This window comes from Rhodanobacter sp. BL-MT-08 (assembly GCF_054161255.1).
Map to the genome: position 1 here is coordinate 3,560,794 of NZ_CP167872.1, position 25,502 is coordinate 3,586,295.

The following is a 25,502-nucleotide window of genomic DNA, read 5'->3' on the forward strand; positions in this document are numbered from 1 at the left end:
AGCCCTTGTGTGCCAACGGTTAAGCAAATGATAACGATATCTTGATAACGATATCATTTGCTGGCAAGCTCGCCGCCACTTGACGAAAGACCCTGCGTCTTGGTCGTAGAAAAGTGCCTTCATCGAAAGTCAGCACGAGCTTGTCTGCATGCAAGTAGCAACACAGGGGAAACCATCTGAGCTGGCCGATTTCGACGGATCTTCCGTTGATCCGTGGCAGCTCGTGCGCCGCGGCAGCAACCCCGCGGACTTTGCGCAGGAGGAAAGCCTGTTCGCGCTGGCCAACGGCGCGCTCGGCGTGCGCGGCGGACTCGAGGAATACCCCAGCGCGAGCCAGGGCAGCTTTCTCGCCGCCGTGTGGGAGCGTTCGCCGATCGACTACCACGAGCGCTTTACCGGCTATGCCCGCACCACCGATACGCGCGTGCCGGTTGCCGATGCCACCGGCATTCGCCTGCAGCTGGGCAATGCGCCGGTGCGGCTGGGAGAGGGCGAGTGGCTGGGCTTCGAACGCGTGCTCGATCTGCGCAGCGGCTGCTACCGGCGCGAGCTGAGCTGGCGTTCACCCACCGGCGCGACGCTGGAAATCACCGCCCAGCGCATCGTGGCACTGGACGAGCCCAGCCTGTTGGCCATGCGATATCAGGTGAAGTCGGTCGACTACACCGGGCCGATCGCCCTGGAGTCGACCATCAACACCGCGCACGGCGCCGCCCGCCAGGGTGACGATCCACGCATTGGCGCGCAGCTGCACGGCGGCCTGCAGACGATCGACGCACAGGCAGGCGATGTGCTGAGCTGGGTGAGTCAGCAAACGGCGAACAGCCGCATCCGCGTGGCCTGCGGCCAGCAGCATCAGCTAACGGACGACGGCCTGCGCTTTCAGCACGCGTCATCGGCTGCCGACGGCGTGTCGCAGACGTTCACCGGCATGCTGCTGCCGGGCCAGAGCGTGACGCTGGAAAAATACGTCGCCTATGCCTGGTCGTTGCCGGTGGATAACGAGTCGAACCCGAATCTGACCGGCGAGATCGAGCGCACGCTGAAAGAGAATGTGACCCTGGGCTACGACGCCCTGCTGTCGCGTCAGACCCGCAAGCTGGAACAGTTCTGGCGCGACGCCGATCTGGCGGTGAGCGATGCCCAGATCGAACAGGCGCTGCGCTTCAACCTGTTCCACCTGTACCAGTCCAGCGGGCGCGACGGCCACAGCAGCACGGCGGCAAAGGGTCTCACCGGCGAAGGTTACGAAGGTCACTATTTCTGGGACGCCGAAGCCTTCATGCTGCCCGCGCTGGTATCCACGGCGCCGCAGCTGGCGCGCAGCATGCTGACGTACCGCTACGAAACGCTCGACCGCGCCCGCCTCCATGCGCGCGAGCTGGATCATCCGTGCGGTGCGCTTTATGCCTGGCGCACCATCAGCGGCGACGAATGCTCGTCGTACTTTCCCGGCGGCTCGGCGCAGTACCACATCAATGCCGACATCGCGTGGGCGATACGCCTGTATCTCGATGCCACCGGTGACGAGGCTTTCCTGCTGGCGCAGGGGGCGGAAATGCTGTTCGAAACCGCGCGCATCTGGCTCGACATCGGCCATTTCAGCGCCCGTCACGACGGCGCGTTCTGTATCCACGAAGTCACCGGTCCGGACGAGTATTCCGCGCTGGTCGACAACAACCACTACACCAACCGCATGGCGCAGCGGCACCTGCACGATGCGGCCGCCGTTGCCGCGCAGCTGGCGGCAGCGCATCCGACCGAGTACGCCGCGCTGGCCGGCCGCATCGCGCTGACTACCGATGAGACCGCGCTGTGGCAGCGCGCCGCCGACGCGATGTATCTGCCAGTGGATGCCCGATTGCACATCTTTCCGCAGGACGACGGTTTTCTCGACAAGCCGCGCCTGCCCGCAGCGATTGCCGATGCACCAAACGACAAGCCGCTGCTGCTGCGCCTGCACCCCATGAGCATCTACCGCCATCAGGTGTGCAAGCAGGCCGACACCGTACTGGCGCTGATGCTGGCCGGCGAGGGCATCGACGCGGCTGCCAAACGGCGCAACTTCGACTATTACGAAAGCGTCACCATGCATGACTCGACGCTGTCGGCGTCCACCTTCGCGGTGATGGCGGCCGAGGTTGGGCATGCCGACAAGGCGTACCAGTATTTTCTCGACACCTTGCGTGTCGATCTCGACGATCTGCACGGCAACGCCGCGCACGGCATCCACATGGCGGCGATGGCCGGCAGCTGGCTGGGGCTCGTCTGGGGCTTCGGCGGGTTTCGCGTGCGCGGCGGCGAACCATCGCTCGCGCCGCAATTGCCACAGGCATGGAGCAGCTATCGCTTCGGTCTGCGCTGGCGCGAGGCGCATCTGCGCGTCGAGGTGAGTCGCGATGGCGTGTCCTATTCGCTCACCCAGGGGAGCATCCTCACGTTTCTGCACGGCGGCGTTCGGCAACAGCTGCATGCCGGGCAGTCGCTTCGCCTTGCCTGCGTGGATGCAGCAACCGCGAGCTGCACGTTTCCGCGACCGCTGAAAGCCGTGATCTTCGATCTCGATGGCGTCATCGCCGATACGGCCGTGGTGCATGACGCGGCCTGGAAACAGCTGGCCGATGAGATCGGCATCGCGTTTGACGATAGCGTTGGCGAGCGCCTGAAGGGCGTTGACCGGCTCGCCTCGCTCGACATCATTCTGGAGCGCGCCACGCGGCAGTACAGCCTGGATGAAAAGCTCGAACTGGCCGCACGCAAGAACGATTACTACCGCGAACAGATTCAACATTTCGGGCCGGAAAACCTGCTGCCGGGCGCGCGCGCCGCGATCGCCTCGGTAAAAGCTGCAGGCCTGAAAACGGCGCTGGCTTCGGCGAGCAAGAACGCGCCGCTGCTGCTGGAGCGCCTGGGCATCGCCGAATTGTTCGACTACGTGGTCGATGCCAATCGGATCGCTCGCTCCAAGCCCGATCCGGAAATTTTTCTCGCTGCGGCAAGCGCGCTCGGTGTGGCACCGAACGAATGCCTTGGCGTGGAGGACGCTGTGGCTGGCATCGCCAGCATTCATGCCGCGGGGATGGCGGCGGTGGGAATCGGACGCGCAGACGCGCTGCCCGAGGCGCATGTGGTGTTGCCCGATGTCGCTGCCTTCGACATCGGCCGTTTTGCAGACATCTAAAAAGCAAGCTGGCGTGCCCCCTCACTGTCGACGGGGCGCGATCAAAACCAAAGTGATGGGGAGAGATGAAATGACAAGCACCAAGCGCAACCGGCCACTGGCCATGCTCGTACTGTCGGCGACCATTGCCGGCATTCTGATGTCCGCCGCGGCCAGTGCGCAGACCAGCGCGCCCGCGCAAGACGCTACGCCTGCACCGGCATCGGCTTCGGCCAAGAAAAACGCCGCCGGCACCGATGCAAAAACGACCAAGAACCTTGATCAGGTTGTCGTCACCGGCTCGGCCACCGGCGTCAAGAAGATCGACGCCAGCTACACGATCACGACAGCCAACGCCGAACAGATCAGGGAGGCCAACCCGAAAAGCACGGCCGATCTCCTGAAGATATCGCCGGGACTCTGGCCCGAATCCACCGGCGGCCAGACTGGCGCGAACATCGAAATCGCCGGTTTCCCGGGCGGCGGCGATGCGCCGTTCAATACGGTGCAGCTGATGGGTTCGCCGCTGTACGGCATGCCCTCGCTGTCGTTCTTCGAACAGACGTCCATCTTCCGCCTCGATGACACCATCGAGCGGGTGGAAATCGTGCAGGGCGGTCCGTCGGTCGTGTTTGCTGACGGCCAGATCGGCGCGACGGAAAACTTCATCCTCAAGCAGGGCACCGAGGTACCGTCCGGCAGCATCGGCGTCACCTACGGCTCGGAAGACCTAAAGCGCGTGGACGGCTTTTACGGCTTCAAGATCGCCGACAACTGGTACGGCAGCGTGGGCGGTTTCTACCGCGACTCCTCCGGCGTGCGCGATCCACAGTTTGCCGCCGACAAGGGCGGTCAGCTGACCGGCACGCTGACCCACGATTCGGACAATGGCTCGTTCACCCTGTATGCGCGCAGCCTGGACGACAAGAACCAGTTCATCACGCCGATCCCGCTGCTGCAGAGCGGCAGCGATCACTTCAGCGCCTACCCCGGCTTCGATCCGCTGACCGACACCTACAACAGCAAGTACCTGCAGCACGTGTTCCTCGCCGCCTATCCCAACGGCGGCTCGAACGCGAACCTCGCCAACGGGCGCGGCGCCAAGATGAACTTCTTCGGCGCGAACTTCGACTATGACCTGGGCAACGGCATCACGCTGAGCGACAAGTTTCTGTTCGACGAAGGCGACGTCAACACCAACGCGCTGTTCTCCGGCTCGAACCCGGCCTCGCTCAACGACGAGCTCTACAACGTGCCGGCCAGCCAGAACGGCCTGCTGCTGCCGGCCGGCTCGACCTATACGGCAACCTATGCGGGCCCCGGTGGCGGCGGCCCGGTCAGCGCGAATCAGAGCGTGATCCAGCAGGGCTGGTGGTATATCCACAAACACCTGCGCAACATGAACAACGATTTCCGCCTCAGCAAGGAAATCTTCGACGGCAACACGCTAACCGCCGGCGTCTACCTGGCGCATTACACCGACGATGACGCCTGGGCGCTGGGCAACCAGATGCTGATGACGAACACGCCGAACGCGCGGCCGATCGCGGTGAGCTATCAGCTCAACGGCAAGACGTATTACGTGACCGATCCACAGGGCTTCAGCAACCTCAACGGCAATTACGACATCACCGAACAGGGCGTTTCCAACAACAAGGCGTTTTACCTGTCCGACTCCTGGCATCTGGATCGCTGGCTCTTCGACGCGTCGGCGCGTCTGGAGAATCAGGAGTCGACGCTCAACGTCTGTAACCTGAGCCCAAAAAATCTGGACGGCAACAACTACACGCTGTATGACAATACCGTCCCCGTCTGCAACGGAACTTACGCGCACACGGCTTACGACAAGACCCATACCTCGTGGACGGTCGGCGCCAACTACGAGCTGGCCGACAACATGAGCCTGTACGTGCGTGCCAACAAGGGCGTGCATTTCGGCGACTTCGACAATGCGCTGCGCGGCAACACCACGGGCAATACCGCCCCGCTGCAAAAGATCCAGAACTTCGAAGGTGGTTTCAAATACCAGTCGCCGCTGTTCTACGCCGACATCAGCGTCTATCACAAGCAGTTCAACGGCCTGACCTATCAGCCGACCACTGCCTCGGGTACGCCGATCGGCCCACAGGCGCTGTACGGCTCCGACTCCAAGGGCGTGAACTTCATCGGCTCGGTCACGCCGGTCGAGAACCTGAAGCTGTCGCTGGTGGCCAACTACCTTGATGGCCACTACACGCACAACAACTCCTGCCTGTCGTACACGAACACGGTAACCGGCCAGACTGGTTGCGCGTTCATCGACGGCGTGCAGCTGCAGCGTCAGCCGAAAGTGCATTACGCGTTTACGCCGAGCTACCGCATTCCGTTCGGCTGGGGCGATGTCACCACCTTCGTGACCTACACCCACGTCGGTGCGCACACGCAGGATGTTTCCGGCCTGCAGCAGCTGGGCAGCTACAACACGCTGGACTTTGGCATCGTCGCCAATGTCGAGCAGAACTGGCAGCTGCGACTGCAGGGCACCAACATCACCAACGAGCTGGGCCTGACCGAGAGCAATTCACGCATCTTCGGCACCGGCGTAGCTGGCGGCGTGATTCTGGCCCGTCCGCTGGAAGGTCGTGAAGTCAACTTTCAGGCGAAATACAGCTTCTGATCGAAGCGGCCGGCGTTGATGCGGCTGCGATAAAAGAGCTGAGTTAGTGCGAAAAGCGTGGTCCGACTCTCACCCCAAGGCGGGTCGGACCACGCCATGACCGTTTCGCTGAAAACGAACCAAGAGAGTGCCGTGAACCGATACCGCATGATCGCCGCGCTGGTGTTGATCTACATGATCTTCGCGATTCTGCTCAACAGCGTAGGCACGGTGATATTGCAGTCGATCGCCACGTTCGGCATCGACAAGCCCGAAGCCAGTTCGCTGGAGCGCTACAAGGATTTGTCGATCGCGCTGACCTCGTTCCTGGTGGCCTCGTTCATTCCGCTGGCCGGCTACAAGCGCTCGATGATGCTGGCACTGGTCATCGTCGGCGGCGCCTGTCTGCTGATGCCGCTCTATCCCACCTTTCTCACCACACGGCTGCTGTTCGCCTGCGTGGGCATTTCCTTTGCGCTGGCCAAGGTCGGCGTGTATTCGTCGATTGGCCTGCTCACCGCCGACAGGACCGCGCATTCGCGGCTGACCAATTTCATCGAAGGCATGTTCATGGTCGGCGTGCTGGCCGGCAACTGGATCTTCAGCGGCTTTGTCGACCGCGCGCATCCGGGTAACCCGGTGTGGTTCAACGTTTATTGGGTGCTGGCAACGCTGTGCGCCCTGGTGATCGTGCTGCTGGCCAGCAGCCGCCTGGACGAGAGCGCGGCGCACTCGCATGGGCACAACAATTCGCTCGCCGACTCGTTGATGGAAATGTTCCGGCTGTTCGTACGGCCGCTGGTGTACGTGTTTCTGGCATCCGCCTTTCTCTACGTGCTGATCGAGCAGAGCTTTGGCACATGGCTGCCGACCTTCAACAACGAAATACTGAAACTGCCCAATGCCATGAGTATCCAGTTTGCCAGCATCCTGGCCGGCATGACCGCGCTTGGGCGCATCGTTGCCGGCATCGTGCTCAAGCGCGTGCGCTGGTACACGCTGCTCAATGTCTGCGTGATCGGCATGGGCGTGCTCGTGATCATCGTGCTGCCGCTGGCCCGTGGCGTGGTGGCGCGAGCGGACGTAGGCTGGTTCGACGCGCCGACCGCGGCCTATCTGATTCCCCTACTCGGCCTGCTGATGGCGCCGATTTATCCGGTGATCAATTCAGTAGCGCTGAGCTCATTGCCCAAGCCCATGCATGCGGCCATGACCGGGCTGATCGTGGTTTTCTCGGCGCTTGGCGGCACGCTGGGCTCGTACATCACGGCGCGGGTCTTCGCCAGCTTCGACGGCATCCACGCCTTTTATTTTTCGCTGGTGCCGATGGGTCTGGTCCTGATCACGCTTTTCTTTTTCAAACGCGAGACGGACCGCGCCGGCGGTGCCGCGCCGATCACGCTGAACCTGGCCGGCAAATAATCGTGCGATTGCATGCGCGCCTCAACGCCGCGCCAGCGACTGCGGCCCCATACATACATACGGAAATACCATGACGCTAGCTCATCGACTGCTGTCCCTTCTGATCGTGGCGCCGGCTTTGGCGGCTCCGGCAGCGCACGCCGCGACCGACCCCAGCTTCGTCCTGAGCGCCACCTCGAAGAATTTCGACAACTACTTTCCCAGCTACTTGGCCAACGGCTATTTCTCGACGATGACCTCGGTGCGCGGCACCGAAGGCAATCTCGCGTACATGGTCGCCTTCATGGATTACGCCAAGGACGATATCGCACGACCAGCAGCGATACCCGGGTGGAGCGGCATCGATTACAGCACTGGCAAATCGAGCGCCGGCGAGTTCTGGCTCAATCGCACCCTGCTGAGCGAAAAAGCCTTCGGCGACTACCAGCAGACGCTGGACATGCATGACGGCACCTTGACCACGCGCTACCGCTATACCGACGACGGCGGCAAATCCACGCACATCGCCATCACCACCTTTGTCAGCCAGGCGGACACGCATCTGGCGGCCACGCGCATCAGCGTCACGCCGGAATTCGACGGCACGGTGCAGCTTTCCTTTCCGCTGAATATTTGGGCGCCGCACCAGCCCCGCTTTCCGATCGGAAAGATGACTGGCGACGAGATGCTGGCCGCGGTCGCCGCCAACAACATGTCGGTGACCGAGCCGGTCAACTATCGCACCGCCGACCGCGCGCCGGTCTGGTACCACGGCGACACCGGCGTAACGAACGAGAACGGCAGCACGAAAGATCTTGTCCTGCAGCTCGATGGCAAGGCCGAGCAGGGTCTGCGCATGGCCGAGGCGGCTGCGATCGAATTGCCCAAGGGCATCGAGCCTAGCGCCATCACGCTCGACAAAAGCACCTATCAGCTGGCGCTGAATCTGAAGGTGCCGGTAAAGAAAGGCCAGACCTATACCTTCACCAAATACGTGGCGATGTCGCGCGAGAGCTGGGGCGGCGATGCGGCGGTTACCGCCGCGCTGGCGAAAAAAGCGCGCCGCTCGGGCTTCGACAAGTTGCTCGCCGACCACCAATCCGCCTGGCACGCGCTGTGGCAGTCGGACATCGTGATCGATGGCGACACGAAGGTGCAGCAGGCCGTGCATTCGGATCTCTATTACCTGCTGTCCAACTCCACCACCGGCACGGCATGGCCGATGGGCGCCTGCGCGCTGACGCCGAACTACGCAGGCCACGCGTTCTGGGATTCCGATTCTTGGGTGTTCCCCGCGCTGCTGCTGCTGCATCCGGAGCGGGCCAAGCCGATCGTGATGTTCCGTCACCGCACGATGCAGCCTGCGCGCGAGCGCGCCGCGCAATACGGCGTCAAGGGCACGATGTATCCGTGGGAGGCCGATCCGGAAACCGGCAAGGACTACACGCCGCACTTCGCCTATGGGGTGTTCCGCGAGGTGCACGTCAACGCCGACATCGCCATCGCGCAATGGCAGTACTACCTGGCCAGCGGCGATAACGCGTGGCTGAAGGCGAACGGCTGGCCGGTGATCAAGGCGATTGCCGATTTCTGGGTCAGTCGAGTCACTTACGACAAGGCCAGCGACCGCTACGAAATCCTGCACGTCACGTCGCCCGATGAAGCCTACGACGACGTGCCGAACGACTCGTTCACCAACGCCGCCGCGCGTAAAGCGCTGAATATCGCAACCGCGGCTGCGCTCAAGGTCGGCGCGACGCCCGATCCGCAGTGGGCCGATATCGCGAAAAAAATGTATGTCCCGTTTGACGCGAAGGCGCAGCGTCACCTCGACTTCGATGCCTCGGTGCCGCACGACAAGATCACCTGGATGGGCTCGTCGCTGGCGTGGCTGATGTATCCCAATCTCGATCTGCCGATGTCGGCGGATATCCGCAAAAACGACTTCGCCTTCCAGCTGGACGAGCTGAAAGTGCACGGCAACGACCCCAACGAAATGATGATGGTGATGCTGGCCACCGCCGCCGCCGAGGTGGGCGACGGCAAGACGGCCGGCGAGTGGCTGCAGCGCAACCTGGTCGGCTTTCTCAAGGCGCCCTACAACGTGCGCAGCGAGACCGCCTCGAACAACGCCGGCTACATTCTCGCCACCTCGGCCGGCTTTGTGCAGAGTCTGGTGTACGGACTCAGCGGCCTGCGCATAGACGATAGCGGCCTCAGCGAAGCCTATCCCCCAGCGCTCCCGCCGACCTGGCGATCGATGACGCTGAAGCACATCAGCTTTCGCGGCAAGCTTTACGACGTCACGGTCGATCGCGATGCGGCAGGCAAGGCCCGGCTCACCCGCAAGGCGCTATGACGATCTTCATCATCGCTCGCGCAACCTGCTCTCGCATCGCCGGTGCGGCATTTTCGCATGGCGTTCGGAACAGCTACGGTTGATGGATCCCTTGTCGCCCGCGCTGCTCGAATCCATGCGCCGCGTCGGCGCACTGCTGCTGTCGGGTGACCTGCGCGCCGCGCACGATCAGCTCGCCGAGCTGGTCGCGCAGCATCCCGAGACGGTCGAGCCGCTGCGTCTGCTGGCCGGAACCAAGCAGGCGCTGGGTGATATCGACACCGCCGAAACCCTGCTACGCCAGGCGCTGGCCATGGACCCGCATTGGGCACCAACGCTGGCCACGCTGGGCGAACTGCTGCTCAGCCGCGGCCGCGGCGATGAGGCCGAGCCGCTGCTGCGCCGTGCCGCGCAGCGCATGCCGCACGCCGCGGTGGCGCTGGCGCGCTATTACAACGACGCGCAGCGCGCTAGCGAAGCCCTCGCTGTAATCACGCTATTTTTCAAGGACGAACGCACCGAAGTCGAACTGGTCATGCAGCACGTCACAGCGCTGGCAGCGCTTGGCCGCCACGACGAGGCGATCGCGTTCTACCGTCAACGGTCCGAGCGATTCCCCAACGATGCTGCCGCCACACACGCGCTGGCCATCGCGCTGGATGCCGCGAATCGGCATGCGGAGGCCGAGCGAGTGACCCATTCCGCGCTGGCCCGGGGACATCAAACGGCCGCGGCGTACTTCACCCATGCGCGCAGCCTTATCGGCCTGGGCGAGTTCGATCGCGCCGAAGCGGCGCTACGCGATTGCCTACAGCGAAATCCGCGCCTCGTAGAGGCCCAGAACCATCTGGCCCGACTGGTGTGGATGCGCACCGGCGACACCGCCCAGACCACCGCCGTGCTTGATCGTGCGCTGCAAGCCTTTGCCGACGACGACGCGCTGCGCGCCACCAAGGCAGCGATTCTGCAGGGCGCCGGTGATGCGCGCGGCGCTTATGCCTGTCTGGCAGATCAGGCCGCGAATAAAAATGCAGCGCCCGCGCTGCTGGTGCGTGCAGGCCTGGCGGCAATGGAATTCGACCCGGCGGCTTCGCTGGCGCTCGCCGAGCGCGCGCTGCGCGCGTCACCAGCCAACGAAGCCGCAAAAAATCTTCGCGTGGCGTCGCTGCTCGGCGTGGGTGACGCACGCGTAGCGCTGGCCCAGGCCGAAGAACTTTTGTCGCACACGCCGGACGACCAATATCTCATCGCGCTGCAAACGACGGCATGGCGCCTGCTCGACGATCCCCGCTACGGCGAGCTGTGCGACTACGCGCAGCTCGTCGTTCCACAGCCATTGCAGGCGCCAGCACCATGGGCTGACATGGCCAGTTTTCTGACCGACGTCAAACGCAGCCTCGAACGGCTGCATCCGGCGAACGGACATCCGCTGCTGTTTCAGTCGCTGCGCCACGGCACCGAAACGACCGACGATCTGGCGCGCAGCAGCGACCCGACGATCCAGGCGCTGTTCGCAGCCTTCGACGCACCGATACGTCAATACCTCGTACATATCGGCCAGGGCCACGACCCGATGCGCCGTCGCAACCGCGGCAGCTACCGATTCAACGGCGGCTGGTCGGTGCGGCTGCGCGCGTCGGGCTTCCACAACAATCACGTGCATCCCCGCGGCTGGATCTCGTCCGCCTGCTATATCGACCTGCCCGACGGCATCGCCACGGCATCCACGCCGGAAGGCTGCCTGGTGTTCGGTGCACCGGGCATCGCGACGACTCCGCCGTTAGCCGCCGAACACGTACTGCGACCCGAGGTCGGCATGCTGGTGCTGTTCCCTTCCTACCTGTGGCACGGCACCGTGCCGTTCACCGGCGATCGCACGCGTCTGACGGTGGCCTTCGACGTGTTGCCCGATGCCGGCGAGAAAGGCGCATGACTTCGATACGGCAATTGATCAGCGTGATCACGCTGGCCGCACTGTCCATAGCCGCGCCTTCGTTTGCGGCGACGGACCCGAGCTTTCTGCTGAACGCTGGCTCGAACGATTTCGCCAGGTACTTTCCCGGCCAGTTGGCCAACGGCTACTTCTCGACCATGACCGCGCCGCGCGGCACTGAAGGCAACCTCGCCTACATGGTCGCCTTGATGGATTACACCAGCGACGACTTTTCGCGGCCCGCCGCCATTCCGGGCTGGACCGAGATCGACTACAGCACGGGCAACTCCAGCGCCGGCCATTTCTGGATGAATCAGGTCGCGCTGGCGCCTTCGGTATTCCAGAACTACCGGCAGGTGCTGAATCTGCACGACGCCACGCTGACGACGCGCTATCGCTATATCGATCACAGCCGCGCCACCGACGTCGCCGTGACGACCTTCGTCAGCCAGGCGTCGCCACACTTGGCGGCCACCCAGCTTTCGATCACGCCGGATTTCGACGGCGTGATCGAGCTGTCCTTTGCGCTCAATACCTGGGCGCCGTATCAGCCACGCATGCCGCTGGGCAGGCTGACCGGCGAGCAGATGCAGGAGGCGGTCGCATCGCACAATATGAAGCTGGAGCCGATCGCACCGGCCACCTCCGATCGCGCGGCATTCTGGTATCACGGCGACACCCACGTGCTGACCAGTCACGGTGACGCGACGGATCGGACACTTTCTCTGGATGGCCGCGCGGAACAAGGCCTGCGCATGGCCGAGGCCGCGGCGATAAGCCTGCCGGATCAGCTGAAGCCGATCGACGCCACGTTCTATAAGAGCGACTATCGGCTCGCGTTGAACCTGCGCGTCAGGGTGACCCGGGGCCAGACTTATACGTTTACCAAATATGTCGCCGCATCACGCGAGCAATGGGGCGGCAACGCACAGGATGACCTTGCACTGGCGCGCGCGGCACGCACGCAAGGATTCGACGCGCTGCTCAGCGCGCATCAGGCGGCGTGGCGCAGGCTCTGGCAAACGGACGTCCAGATCGACAGCGATCCGAAGGCGCAGCAGATCGTGCATTCGGACCTCTATTACCTGCTGTCCAATTCCACCGCCGACACCGCGTGGCCGATCGGTGCCTGCGCGATGACGCCGGGTTACGCGGGGCACGCGTTCTGGGACAGCGATTCGTGGGTGTTTCCCGCCCTGTTGCTGCTGCATCCGCAGCGCGCCAAGTCGCTGGTGATGTTCCGCGACCGCGCGCTGCCTGCCGCAAAGCAGCGCGCGCGCGAACGCGGGCTGCAGGGCGCGATGTATCCATGGGAAGCCGATCCCGAGAACGGCACCGAACAGACGCCTTATTTCGCGCATGTGCTGGGTGAGCGCGAGATCCATGTCAACGCCGATATTGCCATCGCGCAATGGCAGTACTATCTGGCCAGCGGCGACGAGGTGTGGCTAAAACAGCACGGCTGGCCGGTGATCCGCGAGATCGCCAAATTCTGGTCCAGCCGCGCAACCTACAACGCGAAAAAACAGCGCTACGAAATCCTGCACGTCACCTCGGTCGACGAGGATTACAACGACGTGCCGAACGACACCTTCACCAACGCCTCGGCCGCGAAGGCGCTCAACATCGCCACGGCAGCGGCGGCGATCGTGCGCGAGACGCCCGACCCGCGCTGGTCGGATATCGCGGCGCGCATGCTGATTCCGTTTTCCACCAAGGAAGGACATCACCTCGACTTCGACGAAAGCGTGCCGCACGACATGGACTCGTGGGGCGGCAGCTCGCTGCCGATGCTGTCATATCCCTCGCTCGACTTTCCGATGACGCAGGCATTGCGACAGCGTGACTACGACTACGCGCTGAGCCCCATCACCCGCTCGCATCGCGACCCCAACAGCATGGGTCTGGCACCCACGTCGATTGCCGCCGCGACGCTGGGCGATGCGGCCGGCGCCAGCGAATGGTTCGAGCGGAATATAACGGCCGACGTGATCAAGCCGCCGTTCAACGTGCGCACCGAAACCGCCACCAACAACACCGGCTATTTCCTCACCGCAAGCGCGGGCTTGCTGCAGAACATCGTTTACGGGTTCAGCGGCCTGCGTATTGACCAGGCGGGCCTGGTCGAGGCCTATGCGCCCGTGCTGCCATCGTCATGGAAATCGCTGACGCTGAAGCACGTTCGCTTTCGCGGCATCACCTACGACATCACCATCGATCGCGATGCCACCGGCAAAACCCGGCTTACGCGAACGGTTCGCTGAAAAAACGATTTCGCATGCCATAAAACGACGAGGAAATGCACGATGAAACGGATCCGCCTGCACACTTTGTCCATCGCGACACTTGCCTTCCTGTACAGCGCTGCGGCGCTTGCTGATACGCCGCCCGCCATCGACAAGAGCGGCACCGCGACGGGACCCGCGTTCACCATTCCCTACTCAAGCTACGCCTCGCCGGAAGCAGCGGCCATGTTTCAGCAGGTGCTGGCGGACGGCAAGAAAACGCCTTCGCTGACGCTCGGCATCGAGGCGAGCCGCACGTTCTACGGCAGGATCAACACCGACCGCGCCAACCGCATGCAGAAGATCTACCCGGTGACAACGCATGCCGAAACCATCGGCGGCGTGCCGACCGATGTCGTGCTGCCAGCAGGTGGAGTAGCCGTGGCGCAGAAACACCGCGTGTTGATCAACCTGCACGGCGGCGCCTTTCTATGGGGTGCGCACAGCGGTGGGCTGGTGGAATCGATTCCGATAGCAAGCCTGGGCAGGATCAAGGTTGTCACGGTCGATTATCGCGAAGGCCCGGAGCACGTTTTTCCCGCCGCCAGCGAGGATGTGGCGGCTGTTTACCGCGCCCTGCTGAAGCAATACCCGGCGAAAAACATCGGCATCTACGGCTGCTCGGCCGGCGGCGTGCTGACGGGTGAAGCCGTGGCGTGGATCATTTCGAAGAAGCTGCCGGTGCCGGGCGCCATTGGCACGTTCTGCGGTTCGGTCGCGGAGTTCAGCGGCGACTCGACTTACGTTGCGCCCATACTCAATGGTCAGGCCGTGCCCACCACGCCCTTGAAAATTGCCGGCCTGCCCTACTTCGCCGGCGCCAAAGCGGACGATCCGCTGGTCTTTCCGGCGAACTCGCCCGATCTGCTCGCGAAGTTTCCGCCGACCCTGCTGATTACCGGCACGCGCGATTTCGCCATGAGCACGGAGATCCAGAGCCAGCGCCTGCTGGCCGCCGCAGGCGTCGACGCCGAGCTGCACGTGTGGGACGGCATGTGGCACTCGTTCTTCTCCGATCCGGAGATGCCCGAGTCGAAAGAGGCCTATGCCGTGATGGTGAACTTCTTCGATCGCCATCTGGGCCATTAACCCATGAGGGCGGACGGCTTTCCGATGGCGAAGTCCCTCACTGAACCGGAAAGCCTCGACGCCGGGCTTTGCCCAGCAACGCCTGGACGGGTATTCTCTGACCAACCTATTGCAGTACGGCGCACCATGAGCTTACAGACCGTTCTGGTCATCGATGACGAACGCGACATCCGCGAACTGTTGACCATCACCCTGGGTCGGATGGATTTGCAAGTGGATGCTGTAGGCACGGTGGCCGATGCGCGCCGCGCCCTTTCCGAGAGAACCTATGACCTGTGCTTCACCGACATGCGCCTGCCCGACGGTGATGGCCAGGAAATCATCGAACTGATTTCGAGCACATCGCCGGACACGCCGGTGGCGATGATCACAGCCTACGGCAACGTGGACGCGGCGGTGAATGCGCTCAAGGCCGGCGCCTTCGATTTCGTCTCCAAGCCGGTCGATATCCAGATGCTGCGTGGCCTGGTGCGCACGGCGCTGAAGCTGGCCGAAGAAAAGCGCAACGGCGGCGGCGACGCGAAAACCGGCGATTCCAGCGACCGCCTGATCGGCGACTCGCCGGCGATGCAGCAGGTGCGCGCCACCATCGGCAAGCTCGCGCGCAATCAGGCGCCGGTATACATCGCCGGCGAATCCGGCGTGGGCAAGGAGCTGGTGGCCCGGCTCATCCACGAGCAGGGGCCGCGCGCCAGCGGTCCGTTCGTGCCGGTCAACTGCGGCGCGATTCCGTCCGAGCTGATGGAGAGCGAATTCTTCGGCCATCGCAAGGGCAGCTTCACCGGCGCCAGCAGCGACAAGGAAGGCCTGTTTCAGGCCGCGCAGGGCGGCACGCTGTTCCTCGACGAAGTGGCCGAACTGCCGCTGCACATGCAGGTGAAGCTGCTGCGCGCGATCCAGGAAAAAGCCGTGCGCCCGATCGGTGGCCGCGACGAGATTCCGGTCGATACGCGCATTCTCTCGGCCACGCACAAGAACCTCGGCCAGCTGGTCGAACAGGGCCAGTTCCGGCAGGATCTTTTCTATCGCATCAACGTGATCGAACTGCGCGTGCCGCCGCTGCGCGAACGCCGGGGCGACGTGCCGCTGCTGTCGGCCTTTATTCTCAAGGCGCTCGCTGGCAAGAGCGGCGAACCGGTCGGGCAACTGCTGCCGGCGGCGAAGCAGGCGCTGGAGGCGTACGAGTTTCCCGGCAACGTGCGCGAACTGGAAAACATCCTCGAGCGCGCGATGGCCATGTGCGACGGCAACAGCATCGATGCCGACGACCTGATGCTGCCGCAGCGCGGGCCGCGCTCCTCGTTTCAGGAGGGCACGCCAGCGATGGGCGGCGTCCAGGCTCCGCCGCCAGCCGCACCGCAGGCCGCCGACAACGGGGGCCTGGACGACTACATCAGCAACCTTGAGCGCACCGCGATCATCAAGGCGCTGGAGGAGTCGCGCTACAACAAGACGGCCGCCGCCAGAAAGCTCGGCATCACCTTTCGCGCGTTGCGCTACAAGCTGAAAAAGCTCGGCATCGACTGACACGTTGCTGCGGCGAGCAGACGTGCCGAAGCCGGATGCGCCATTCGGCTAATTTTCGCCGCCCGCCGCCAGCAGGGCCTTGCGCAGCGTCTTCAGCAGCAGCGGCGTGGTGATCGGCTTGTTGATCACGTAAAGGTGGTCGAACGGCGGCAGCTCGTGCAGATCGGGCGGCGCCTCGGGACGGCCGAGCAGGATAACCGCCCCGCAGTAGCCGTGCTCGGTCAGCGCGGCCAGCGTGCGCACACCGGTGTAGAGGTTCATGTCGGCATCGAGCACCACCAGATCCGGCAGGCCGCAGGCTTCGATCCACTGCAAGGCGGCGGTGCCGCTCTGGCTGGCGTGGGCTTCGTAGCCGTAGGAGTCGAGCGTGTCGACCATCAGCGAGAGCTGGCCGGCCTCTTCGACCACGACCAGCACGCGCTCGCCGGAGCCTTCCAGGCTGTCCTTGCTGCCACCCTGCTCGCTGTCGGCCGCCAGTTCCTCCAGCGGAATATACAGATCGAACCGCGTGCCCTTGCCCGGCTCGCTGTTGACGCGCATCACGCCACCGTGGGTGCTGATGATGCGCTTGCACGACAGCAGGCCGAGGCCGGTGCCGGTTTCCTTGGTCGTGAAAAACGGTTCGAACAGCCGCTCGAGCACGTCCTGGCTCATGCCGGCACCGCTGTCGATCACGCTCATGCGCAGGTAGCGGCCATGGCGCGGATGCTCCTCCGGCAAAAAGAAGTCCGGCGGCAGATGGATCTGCGCGGTTTCGATGCGCAGGTTGCCGCCGTCAGGCATGGCCTGGATCGCGTTGAGGCAGAGGTTGAGCAGGCACTGCTGCAGCTCGGTATGGTTGCCCTCGAACGACAGCTCGGGATCCTCGATCGCCAGCTCCATCGCCACCGAGCGCGGCACGCTGCCCTGCAGGAGCAGGTCGAGGGCGTTGAGCAGGGCGCCCAGGCGCACCTCTTCGGCGCGCCGCGCGCCACGCGCGAACGACAGCATGGACTGCACCATGTCCAGCCCGCGCTTGCCGCAGTCGCGCACGAGCTTGCCCAGCCGCGCCAGCCGCGGGTCGTCCTGGTAATCCTGCAGGCTGTCGCCGGCCAGCAGCAGCGGCTGCAGCAGGTTGCGCAAGTCGTGGCTGAGGCCACCGGCCAGCATGGCCAGGCTTTCGAAGCGCTGCGCGCGAATCAGTTCGGCTTCGGCGCGGCGGCTGGCGCGGCGCGCGTCGGCTTCGGCCAGCGCACGACGCACGGCGCTGGCCAGCCGTGCCGGGTTCTGCTTGAGAATGTAATCGGTGGCGCCGTTGCGCAGCGCCTCGATGGCCGCCTCTTCGCCGAGGGTGGCGGAGACGAAGATAAACGGCAGATCCTCGTCGCGCTGGCGCAGCAGGTCCAGCGCATGCTGGCCGGAAAAGCCCGGCATGCTCAGATCGGACAGCACGATGTCCGGCTTGAATTCGTCAAGCGCGGCCACGAAACGTGGCGCGTCGTCGACCAGGCGCACCTCGTAGGCGATGCTGTCTTCATCGAGCTGCGCGAGCACGAGCTCGGCGTCGAGCGCGCTGTCCTCGACTTGCAGCACGCGGATGCTTGGCGTGGGTTGAATCTGCCGGTTTGGCATGGAGGGTTCCAGGAAACGGGTTCAGCGTGACCAGAAACTGTGCGGCCGGGAGGCTTGAAAACCGGCGTCACAACAATGTTCGGGGCCTTTCGGAAAAATTTTCGCCAGCGACTCACTTTCCGCGACAGGGCTTTCCAGGCCCTTGGTTTGCAGACTAAACCACGTTCTCGGCACGGCTTGCTCGCACCGGGGCCTCTCCGACCTCACTCTTTTTCCGGCGGCTGATTCAGCACCGCCCAGAACTGGCCGAGCGTGCGCACCGCGTCGAAAAACTGGTCGACGTCGACCGGCTTGATCACATAGGCATTGGCACCGAGGTCCCAGCTGCGGGCCAGGTCGCTCTCTTCGCGCGAGGACGAGAGAATCACTACCGGGATACGCCGCAGGCGTTCGTCGGCGCGCATCTGGGTGAGCACGTCCAGCCCGTTCATGCGCGGCATCTTGATGTCCAGCAGCACGACGGCCGGGTCACCGTCCTGACGCCCGGCGTAGGCGCCTCGACAGTGGAGATAATCGAGGCAATCGACGCCATCTTCGACGTGAACCACCGGGTTGGCCAAATGCGCGCCGTGCAGCGCGTCGAGCGCCATCTCGGCATCGGCGGGGCTGTCTTCAACCAGCAGGATGGTACGCAGGTCACGCTTGTTCATACGCGGGTCTCATTCGTTGAAGCCGAAGCCCCGGCCAGATCGGTGGCCGGTAGCGAAAAATGGAAGTTGGCACCCTTGTCCAGCTCGGCATCGGCCCAGACCCGGCCACCATGACGGCTGATGATGCGCCGCACGTTGGCCAGACCGATACCGTTGCCGACAAACTCGGACGCGCGATGCAGGCGCTGGAACACGCCGAACAGCTTGTCCGCATACTGCATGTCGAAACCCGCGCCATTGTCGGCCACGGTGAATTCGTAATCCCCATTGGTGCCCTGCTGCACCGTTACCTTGATGGTGGCGATGTCGCGCTGCGCAGTGTACTTCACTGCGTTGCCAAGCAGATTCTGCCAGACCGTGCGCAGCATGTTCTCGTCGCCGATCACCATCGGCAACGGCGACAGGTCCCACACGATGCGCCGATCCTGCACGCCGGACTCGACGATCGCGCGCGATTCCTCCACCACGGTCTGCATGTCCACCGCCTGCAGCCTGAGTGCGCCGCGACCCAGCCGCGAAAACACCAGCAGGTCGTCGATCAGCAGGGCCATGCGCTGCGCGGAGCTGGAGATCACCTCGATATAGTGCGCGGCCTTCTCGTCGACGTGCTCGCCAAGATGATGTTCGAGCTTGCGCGCGAAGCCGGAAATATGCCTCAGGGGCGCACGCAGATCGTGCGACACGGAGTAGCTGAAGGCCTCCAGCTCGCGGTTGACGTCGGAGATCTGGCTGACCTTGCCTTCGAGCTGGCGGTTGAGCTCGCTGACTTTCTGCTCGACCAGGGCCCGGGCGGTGATGTCGCTCACCGTCAGCAGCAGCGTCGGTGCATCCGTCTCCTGCTGCTGCAGCCGGCGTGCGTTGACCACCACGTGCCGGTCGTCGCCGTCGACCGTGTGCTGGGTCATGTCGTAATCCCACAGCTCGCGGTCGCGCAGCAGCACGTCGCGCAACCGCTGCTGGAGCACGCTGTCGTTCCAGGCGCCGTGACCGATCTCGGCCAGGGGCTGAGCCTGCTGCTCGCCATCCATCTGGTACAGCTCGCTGAAGGCGGTATTGACCAGCAGCGCGTTCAACTTGTCGTCGAAGAGCGCGATGGGCTCGCGCACGGCGTGCAGGATCTGCTGCGAACGCTTCACCGCGCTGCTCTCGCGCGTCTCGGCCACCAGACGCCGGCCGATCTGGCGCTCCGATGCCACCACGATGATGGCCAGCAGCAGGAGCTGCGCCAGCGCCGTCACCGCCAGCACCAGCTTGCCGGTGGTCGCCTCATGGCTGGCCGCCGCCTGCCGCGCGCCGAGCAGGGAATCCTCGTTTTTCACAATGGACAAAATGGTGGGATTGATCTTGAACAGATCGCCGGCGTCACGCAGCGATTGCCGTCCGCCGGCGAGGTCGGCGTGCTCGATCCGTGCGGTCGCCTGATTCATCAGGGTGACGCGGCCGTTGATGCTGCTTTCGAGCGTGCCGACCAGGATCTGCTGATCGGGATTGTCGCGGGTCATGTCGCGCAGCTGCGCCAGCAGGCCCTTCACGCTGTCTCTGGCGCGATCCACGCGCTCCTGCGTGACGCTGGTGCCGTCGCCCGCCAGCATGCGATAGGCCGCCGCCTCGCTGTCACGAACCAGGTAGGCAATCTCGTAAGTGGCGGCCTTGACGGCATTGGAGTGGGCGACCCAGGCCGTGGTCTGCTGGGTTTCGCGCAGATTGTTCAACGTCACCAGATACGGCAGCCCGACGATGATGAAAATGGCGACCAGCAGGCCTGCGATCCGCCAGCTGACGATATCTCTGGCTTTCATGTGAGTCGCATCATCAGTCGATATTTCAGGTCAGGCGATCACGGCATTTTGGCATGTTTTCGCCGAACGCCAAGCGGCGGCCGGCACGCCCGGCGCAACCGTCCCGATTTCCGTATCCATCCAGTCAACGGCCGTACCTGCTGGTTGCCGACGGCCGCGCCGCGGCGGTCGTTCCCCAGCTCGTGTTCGGCTGCGCCTGCATGCTGAAATGCAGCTCGCCGCCGGCCAGCAGCTCGGCGTGGTGCAGGTAGACCCGCTCCAGCGGCTTGCCGTTAAGGGTCACGGCGCCTACGTAAGGGTGGGCGTCGTCCAGCGGATCGGCGCTCACCGTGAAGGTATGCCCGTTGCTGAAGTGGATGGCCGCCCGCGCCACGAACGGCCGCCCGATCGCGTACTCGTCGCTGGCCGGGGTCACCGGATAAAAGCCCAGCGCGGTGAAGATGTACCAGGCCGACATCTGGCCCAGGTCGTCGTTGCCGGTCAGCCCGTCGGGCCGCGGCGCGTACTGCGTATCCATGATCTGCTTGAGCCGCGACTGGGTTTTCCACGGTTCGCCGGCATAGTCATAGAGGTAGGCGATGTGGTGGCTGGGCTCGTTGCCGTGCGCGTACCAGCCGATCAGGCCGGTGATGTCCTCCACATTCTTGAAGCGCTGCGGATCGACCTTGGCGTCGAACAGCTGATCGAGTTTGGCGATGAACTTGGCGTTACCACCGCCCGCGGCGATGAGGCCGGCGACATCCTGCGGCACGTACCACGAGTACTGCCACGCGTTGCCTTCGGTGTAGTCGGTGCCGTAACCGGCGGCTTCGGGATCGAACGGCGTGTGGAAACTGCCGTCGCTGAGCCGGGCGCGCATGAAACCGGTTTTCGGATCCCACGCGTTGCGCCAGTTGGTGGCACGCTTGCCGAAGGTCGCCGCGATGTCGCGCTTGCCCATGGCCTTGGCCATCTGCGCCAGCGACCAGTCGTCGTAGGCGTATTCCTGGGTTTTCGAGGCTGCTTCGGGCTCCTTGTCGATCGGCACGTAGCCGAGCTTCATGTAGTCGCCCAGGTCGCCGTAGGGCGCGTAGGTCGCGCTGGCCACCATCGCTTTCATCGCCGCGTTGGCGTCAAAGCCGCGGATGCCCTTGATGTACGCGTCGGCGATCACCGGCAGCGCGTGGTAGCCGATCATGCACCACGTCTCCAGACCCTGATACGCCCACACCGGCAGGATGCCGAACGGGCTGGCCTCGCGCGCGGCGATCAGCGAGCGGATGAAATCCGTACTGTGCGCGGGGTCGAGCATCACCATCAGCGGCTGCTGCGCACGAAAGACGTCCCACAGCGACCAGCTGGAATAAAAGTTGAAGTCGCCCTTGGCGTCGTGCGCGCGATGCACGGCGTGATCCGGCCCGCGGAACTCGCCGTTGACGTCCATGCTCAGCGTGGGCGAGAGCATGGCGTGATACAGCGCGGTGTAGAACAGCGTGGTCGAGGCCCTGGAGCCATCGACATCGATCACCGCGAGCGCCTTGTTCCAGGCGGCGGTCGCCTCGGCGCGACGGGCGTCGAAATCCCAGCCGGCGCCGTCCTGGTCGAGATTGGCCACGGCGTTGGTTTCGCTGACCGTGGAGATCGCCACCTTCACTTCCAGCGGCTGCTTGATCTGGCCGAAATCGAACGAGGCGACCAGCGCGCGGCCGTTCTGCGCGTCCTTGTCCTGCGGCTGATTGCCGGGTCCGGCGAAGCCCTTGTAGACCGTGTCGGTCTCGCGGTTGTAGAGCTCGCGCGAGGTCATCGGCTGCGAGAAACGCATGGCAAAACACAGCTCGCGCCCGGGCGCCCAGCCGCGCGTGGTGCGGCAGCCGGTGACCGTGCCGTCGCTCTGCACGCGCAGGTGCGCCCACAGCACCTTGCCGGGGTAGTCGTAGATGCTCGGGCGCAGGTCGAGCAATACATGCGCCGGTTTGTCCGCGGGAAACGTGTAGCGATGCCAGCCGATCCGCTGCCCGGCGGTCAATTCGGCGCGCACGCCGTAGTCGGCCAGCGTCACCGCGTAGTAACCGGCCTGCTCGACCTCGGTGTCGTGCGAAAAGCGCGAGCGGTAGCCGCTGCCTGGCTGGGCCGCATCGCCCGGATCAAGCTTCACGTCGCCGGCGATCGGCATCACCAGCACATCGCCCAGATCCGAGTGGCCCGAACCGGAAAAGTGCGTGTGCGAGAAGCCCATGATGGTCGGGTCGTTGTACTGATAACCCGCCGCCCATTTATAGGCGTGCTTGAAGTCCGGCATCGCCGTGTCCGGACTTAGCTGGATCATGCCGAACGGCACCGTGGCGCCCGGGAACGTGTGGCCATCGCCGCCGGTTCCGATGCGCGGATCGACGGCGGCGGCATGGCCGCCCTGCGGAGCCTGGGCTTGCGCCGGGAGGACGGCGGCGGCCGAGACCAGCAGCGCCGAGCCGATCAACCGGGACAACACAGTGCGCGAACACAAGACCATTTCAACCTCGAACCGGGGAGTCGGAAGATCAGCAGACTTCGCACGCTAGCATCCAGCACCCGGCAGGTGCATGCTGCGTCGCGGCGTGTTTAACTGCGTCGATAAGTTACCTTTGGATCGTTCCAAATCTGCATCGACGCCCTCGCAGAGTACCGTGTCCAGCCACCCACCGATCCATCGCAAAGTCACGCTTAACGATATTGCCGCCGGCTGCGCCCTGTCGCGCGCCACGGTATCGCTGGTGCTGCGCGGCAGTCCGCTGGTCAATCGCGAAACGCGGGCGCGGGTCGAACGGGAGCTGCGCCTGCAGGGCTACGTCTACAACCGCGCGGCGGCCAATCTGCGCCGGCGCACCTCGACCAGCATCGCGCTGGTGCTGAACGATCTGGCCAATCCCTTCTTCGCGGAATTTGCCGCGGGTGTGGACGAAGCGCTCGCTGCCGCAGGCTATGTCACCCTGCTCGGCTGCACCGGCGAGTCGGCCAGCCGCGAACAGGCCGTGCTCAGCTCGCTGCTGGAACACGGCCCGGCCGGCATCATCCTGTCGCCGGCCGAGCACAGCAACGCGCAGGACGTGCTCGCGGCCATCGGTCCGCTGTCGCCGCTGCTGCTGTTCAATCGCGAGCTTGGCGGTGTGGCCCCCGAAAAGGCGCGCTGGGATCAGCTGACACTGGACAACCAGCGCGGTGCCCGGCTGGCGACCGAGCACCTGATCGAGCGCGGCCATCGGCGTATCGCCTTTTTCGGCGGTCACCACGACTCCAGCTCGTGCAGCCAGCGGCGCGCCGGCTTCGTCGAAGCGATGCAGGCCGCCCATTTGCCAGTGGAACCGGCATGGCAGATCGAATGCGCGCCGACCCGCCTCGACGCGGCGCACCGCACGGCCGCGCTGTTTGCCGGTGACGCCGCGCCTACGGCCGCCGTGTGCTACAACGATGCGGTCGCCCTGGGCCTGATGCTCGGCCTCAACCAGCTCGGCTTGCGCCCGGGCAAGGATTTCGCCTTGACCGGATTCGACGATATTGCCGAGGCCGCGCTGGGCATGCCGCCGCTCACCACCTTGTCGACCGCCCCGCACGAGCGCGGCATGCAGGCCGCACAGCTGATGCTGCAGCGCCTGCACGAACCGCACACGCCCAATCGCCAAACTATCGCACCGGTAAAACTGGTGATCCGCGCCAGCAGCTGTCCGCCGCCTGCTTTCTGAATCCCCCAGATCGACTCACGCAAAACCCACTCAAGGACTTCCCATGGCTCCAAACATCCCGCCCACGGCCGCCGCATCGGGCCCCAGCAAGGGCAATCGCTACACCGATTACCCGATGGCGCTCGGCGTGCTCACCACGATCTTTTTCATGTGGGGCTTCCTGACCTGCCTCAACGACATTCTGATCCCGCATCTGAAGTCGATCTTCCAGCTCAACTACGCGCAGGCAATCCTGGTCCAGTTCACCTTTTTCGGCGCGTACTTTCTGATGGCGCTGCCCTCCGGCAAGCTTGTCGCCGCGCTGGGCTACAAGAAAGGCATCGTTGCCGGCCTGGCCATCGCCGGCATCGGCGCGCTGGGCTTCTGGCCGGCCGCGGCGCTGCATTCGTATAACGCCTTTCTTGGCGCGCTGTTCGTGCTGGCGACCGGCATCACGGTGCTGCAGGTCGCGGCCAACCCCTACGTGGCGCTGCTCGGGCCGGAAAGAACCAGCTCCAGCCGCCTGACCCTGGCACAGGCGCTGAACTCGCTGGGCACCACGCTGGCACCGCTGTTCGGCGGCCTGCTGATCCTGTCCAACGTGGTCAAGACGCCGGATGAGCTGGCCAAGCTCGCGCCGGCGCAGCAGCTGATCTACCAGACCCAGCAGGCGCAGGCCGTGCAGATGCCGTACGTCGGCCTGGCCATCGTGCTGTTTCTGCTGGCCGTCTTCGTCTGGCTGTTCCGCCTGCCCACGCTGGAAGAAACCACCGAAAAGCCGGGCGCCACCACCAAGCACACGCTGATGGAAGCGCTGCGCCATCCGCACGTGCTGTTCGGCGTGCTGGGCATCTTCTTCTACGTGGGCGCCGAAGTTTCCATCGGCAGCTTCCTGGTCAACTATCTGGCGATGCCGGACATCGGTCACATGACCGAGCAGCAGGCCACGCATTACGTGTCCTTGTACTGGGGTGGCGCGATGGTCGGCCGCTTCATCGGCTCGGCGCTGATGGCGAAAGTGCTGCCGCGCACGCTGCTGTCGATCTTCGCCGCGATCAACGCGCTGCTGGTACTCACCACCATGCTCACCAGCGGCGACGTGGCGGTTTACAGCATCGTGGCGATCGGCCTGTTCAACTCGATCATGTTCCCCACCATCTTCGCGCTGGGCATCGAGCGTCTCGGCACGCTGACCAGCAAGGCATCCAGCCTGCTGATCATGGCCATCGTCGGTGGCGCGCTGATTCCCTACGTGCAGGGCGTGTTTGCCGACCATATCGGCCTGCAGCACGCGTTCTTTCTGCCGCTGCTCTGCTACGCCTACATTCTGTTTTACGGCGTAAGCGGTTCGAAGGTTCGCACCATCAAGTAAATGACCCATCCGAACGAGGCGCCCCGGC

14 protein-coding genes are annotated in these 25,502 nt (G+C 64.2%); 10 read left to right on the top strand and 4 right to left on the bottom strand.

Going from position 1 to position 25,502, the window contains the following annotated elements; translation table 11 throughout:
* Nucleotides 1-148 precede the first annotated feature (148 nt).
* The 8 genes from pgmB to ACDK93_RS15945 all read left to right on the top strand — a co-directional run bounded on the left by pgmB (nt 149) and on the right by ACDK93_RS15945 (nt 16,368).
* A complete protein-coding gene (gene pgmB, locus ACDK93_RS15910) occupies nt 149-3,181 on the top strand; it encodes a beta-phosphoglucomutase (RefSeq protein ID WP_458069911.1) in 3,033 nt (1,010 codons plus the stop codon).
* A gap of 70 nt (nt 3,182-3,251) precedes the next feature.
* Nucleotides 3,252-5,816, top strand: a complete 2,565-nt coding sequence (locus ACDK93_RS15915; protein ID WP_458069913.1) for a TonB-dependent receptor — start codon at nt 3,252-3,254, stop codon at nt 5,814-5,816.
* Between the two features lie 147 nt (nt 5,817-5,963).
* Entirely contained in the window at nt 5,964-7,217 is a 1,254-nt protein-coding gene (locus tag ACDK93_RS15920) for an MFS transporter (protein WP_458072497.1), read from the top strand.
* Between the two features lie 70 nt (nt 7,218-7,287).
* Nucleotides 7,288-9,555 (top strand): glycosyl hydrolase family 95 catalytic domain-containing protein, encoded by a 2,268-nt coding sequence (locus ACDK93_RS15925; protein ID WP_458069915.1) that lies wholly within the window; start codon nt 7,288-7,290, stop codon nt 9,553-9,555.
* An 82-nt stretch (nt 9,556-9,637) separates the two neighbouring features.
* Nucleotides 9,638-11,467: a putative 2OG-Fe(II) oxygenase gene (locus ACDK93_RS15930; RefSeq protein WP_458069916.1), complete on the top strand. Its 1,830-nt coding sequence runs from the start codon at nt 9,638-9,640 to the stop codon at nt 11,465-11,467.
* Nucleotides 11,464-13,731, top strand: a complete 2,268-nt coding sequence (locus ACDK93_RS15935) for a glycosyl hydrolase family 65 protein (RefSeq protein WP_458069918.1) — start codon at nt 11,464-11,466, stop codon at nt 13,729-13,731. The genes ACDK93_RS15930 and ACDK93_RS15935 overlap by 4 nt, the downstream gene beginning before the upstream one ends.
* Nucleotides 13,732-13,773: 42 nt before the next feature.
* Nucleotides 13,774-14,841, top strand: a complete 1,068-nt coding sequence (locus tag ACDK93_RS15940; RefSeq protein ID WP_458069920.1) for an alpha/beta hydrolase — start codon at nt 13,774-13,776, stop codon at nt 14,839-14,841.
* Between the two features lie 126 nt (nt 14,842-14,967).
* Complete coding sequence (locus ACDK93_RS15945; RefSeq protein WP_458069922.1) at nt 14,968-16,368, top strand: sigma-54-dependent transcriptional regulator; 1,401 nt, start codon at nt 14,968-14,970, stop codon at nt 16,366-16,368.
* Nucleotides 16,369-16,416: 48 nt separating this feature from the next.
* Here ACDK93_RS15945 and ACDK93_RS15950 read toward each other — a convergent pair whose 3' ends face one another.
* From ACDK93_RS15950 to ACDK93_RS15965, 4 genes are all read right to left on the bottom strand, one after another.
* Nucleotides 16,417-17,979 carry a response regulator gene (locus ACDK93_RS15950; protein WP_458069923.1) on the bottom strand — a complete coding sequence of 521 codons (1,563 nt, stop codon included), beginning with the start codon at nt 17,977-17,979 and terminating at the stop codon, nt 16,417-16,419.
* Between the two features lie 203 nt (nt 17,980-18,182).
* Nucleotides 18,183-18,629: a response regulator gene (locus ACDK93_RS15955; RefSeq protein ID WP_458069925.1), complete on the bottom strand. Its 447-nt coding sequence runs from the start codon at nt 18,627-18,629 to the stop codon at nt 18,183-18,185.
* The gene (locus ACDK93_RS15960; RefSeq protein WP_458069926.1) at nt 18,626-20,428 is read right to left on the bottom strand and encodes a sensor histidine kinase; all 1,803 of its coding nucleotides are present in this window, start codon (nt 20,426-20,428) and stop codon (nt 18,626-18,628) included. Before ACDK93_RS15960 ends, ACDK93_RS15955 begins: the two co-directional genes overlap by 4 nt.
* 124 nt (nt 20,429-20,552) lie before the next feature.
* On the bottom strand, nt 20,553-22,916 hold the full coding sequence (locus ACDK93_RS15965; RefSeq protein WP_458069928.1) for a GH92 family glycosyl hydrolase: 2,364 nt from the start codon (nt 22,914-22,916) through the stop codon (nt 20,553-20,555).
* Nucleotides 22,917-23,070: 154 nt separating this feature from the next.
* Between ACDK93_RS15965 and ACDK93_RS15970 the strand changes: the two genes are divergently transcribed.
* Nucleotides 23,071-24,123: a LacI family DNA-binding transcriptional regulator gene (locus ACDK93_RS15970; protein ID WP_458069929.1), complete on the top strand. Its 1,053-nt coding sequence runs from the start codon at nt 23,071-23,073 to the stop codon at nt 24,121-24,123.
* Between the two features lie 115 nt (nt 24,124-24,238).
* Nucleotides 24,239-25,474 carry an L-fucose:H+ symporter permease gene (gene fucP, locus ACDK93_RS15975; RefSeq protein ID WP_458072498.1) on the top strand — a complete coding sequence of 412 codons (1,236 nt, stop codon included), beginning with the start codon at nt 24,239-24,241 and terminating at the stop codon, nt 25,472-25,474.
* Nucleotides 25,475-25,502: the final 28 nt, after the last annotated feature.

Coding starts and splice junctions, on each gene's coding strand:
- ACDK93_RS15925 (WP_458069915.1), top strand. CDS start 7,288: ATGACGCTAGCTCATCGACTGCTGTCCCTTCTGATCGTGGCGCCGGCT.
- ACDK93_RS15940 (WP_458069920.1), top strand. CDS start 13,774: ATGAAACGGATCCGCCTGCACACTTTGTCCATCGCGACACTTGCCTTC.
- ACDK93_RS15960 (WP_458069926.1), bottom strand. CDS start 20,428: ATGAAAGCCAGAGATATCGTCAGCTGGCGGATCGCAGGCCTGCTGGTC.
- ACDK93_RS15935 (WP_458069918.1), top strand. CDS start 11,464: ATGACTTCGATACGGCAATTGATCAGCGTGATCACGCTGGCCGCACTG.
- fucP (WP_458072498.1), top strand. CDS start 24,239: ATGGCGCTCGGCGTGCTCACCACGATCTTTTTCATGTGGGGCTTCCTG.
- ACDK93_RS15965 (WP_458069928.1), bottom strand. CDS start 22,916: ATGGTCTTGTGTTCGCGCACTGTGTTGTCCCGGTTGATCGGCTCGGCG.
- ACDK93_RS15915 (WP_458069913.1), top strand. CDS start 3,252: ATGACAAGCACCAAGCGCAACCGGCCACTGGCCATGCTCGTACTGTCG.
- ACDK93_RS15920 (WP_458072497.1), top strand. CDS start 5,964: ATGATCGCCGCGCTGGTGTTGATCTACATGATCTTCGCGATTCTGCTC.
- ACDK93_RS15930 (WP_458069916.1), top strand. CDS start 9,638: ATGGATCCCTTGTCGCCCGCGCTGCTCGAATCCATGCGCCGCGTCGGC.
- ACDK93_RS15945 (WP_458069922.1), top strand. CDS start 14,968: ATGAGCTTACAGACCGTTCTGGTCATCGATGACGAACGCGACATCCGC.
- ACDK93_RS15950 (WP_458069923.1), bottom strand. CDS start 17,979: ATGCCAAACCGGCAGATTCAACCCACGCCAAGCATCCGCGTGCTGCAA.
- pgmB (WP_458069911.1), top strand. CDS start 149: ATGCAAGTAGCAACACAGGGGAAACCATCTGAGCTGGCCGATTTCGAC.
- ACDK93_RS15955 (WP_458069925.1), bottom strand. CDS start 18,629: ATGAACAAGCGTGACCTGCGTACCATCCTGCTGGTTGAAGACAGCCCC.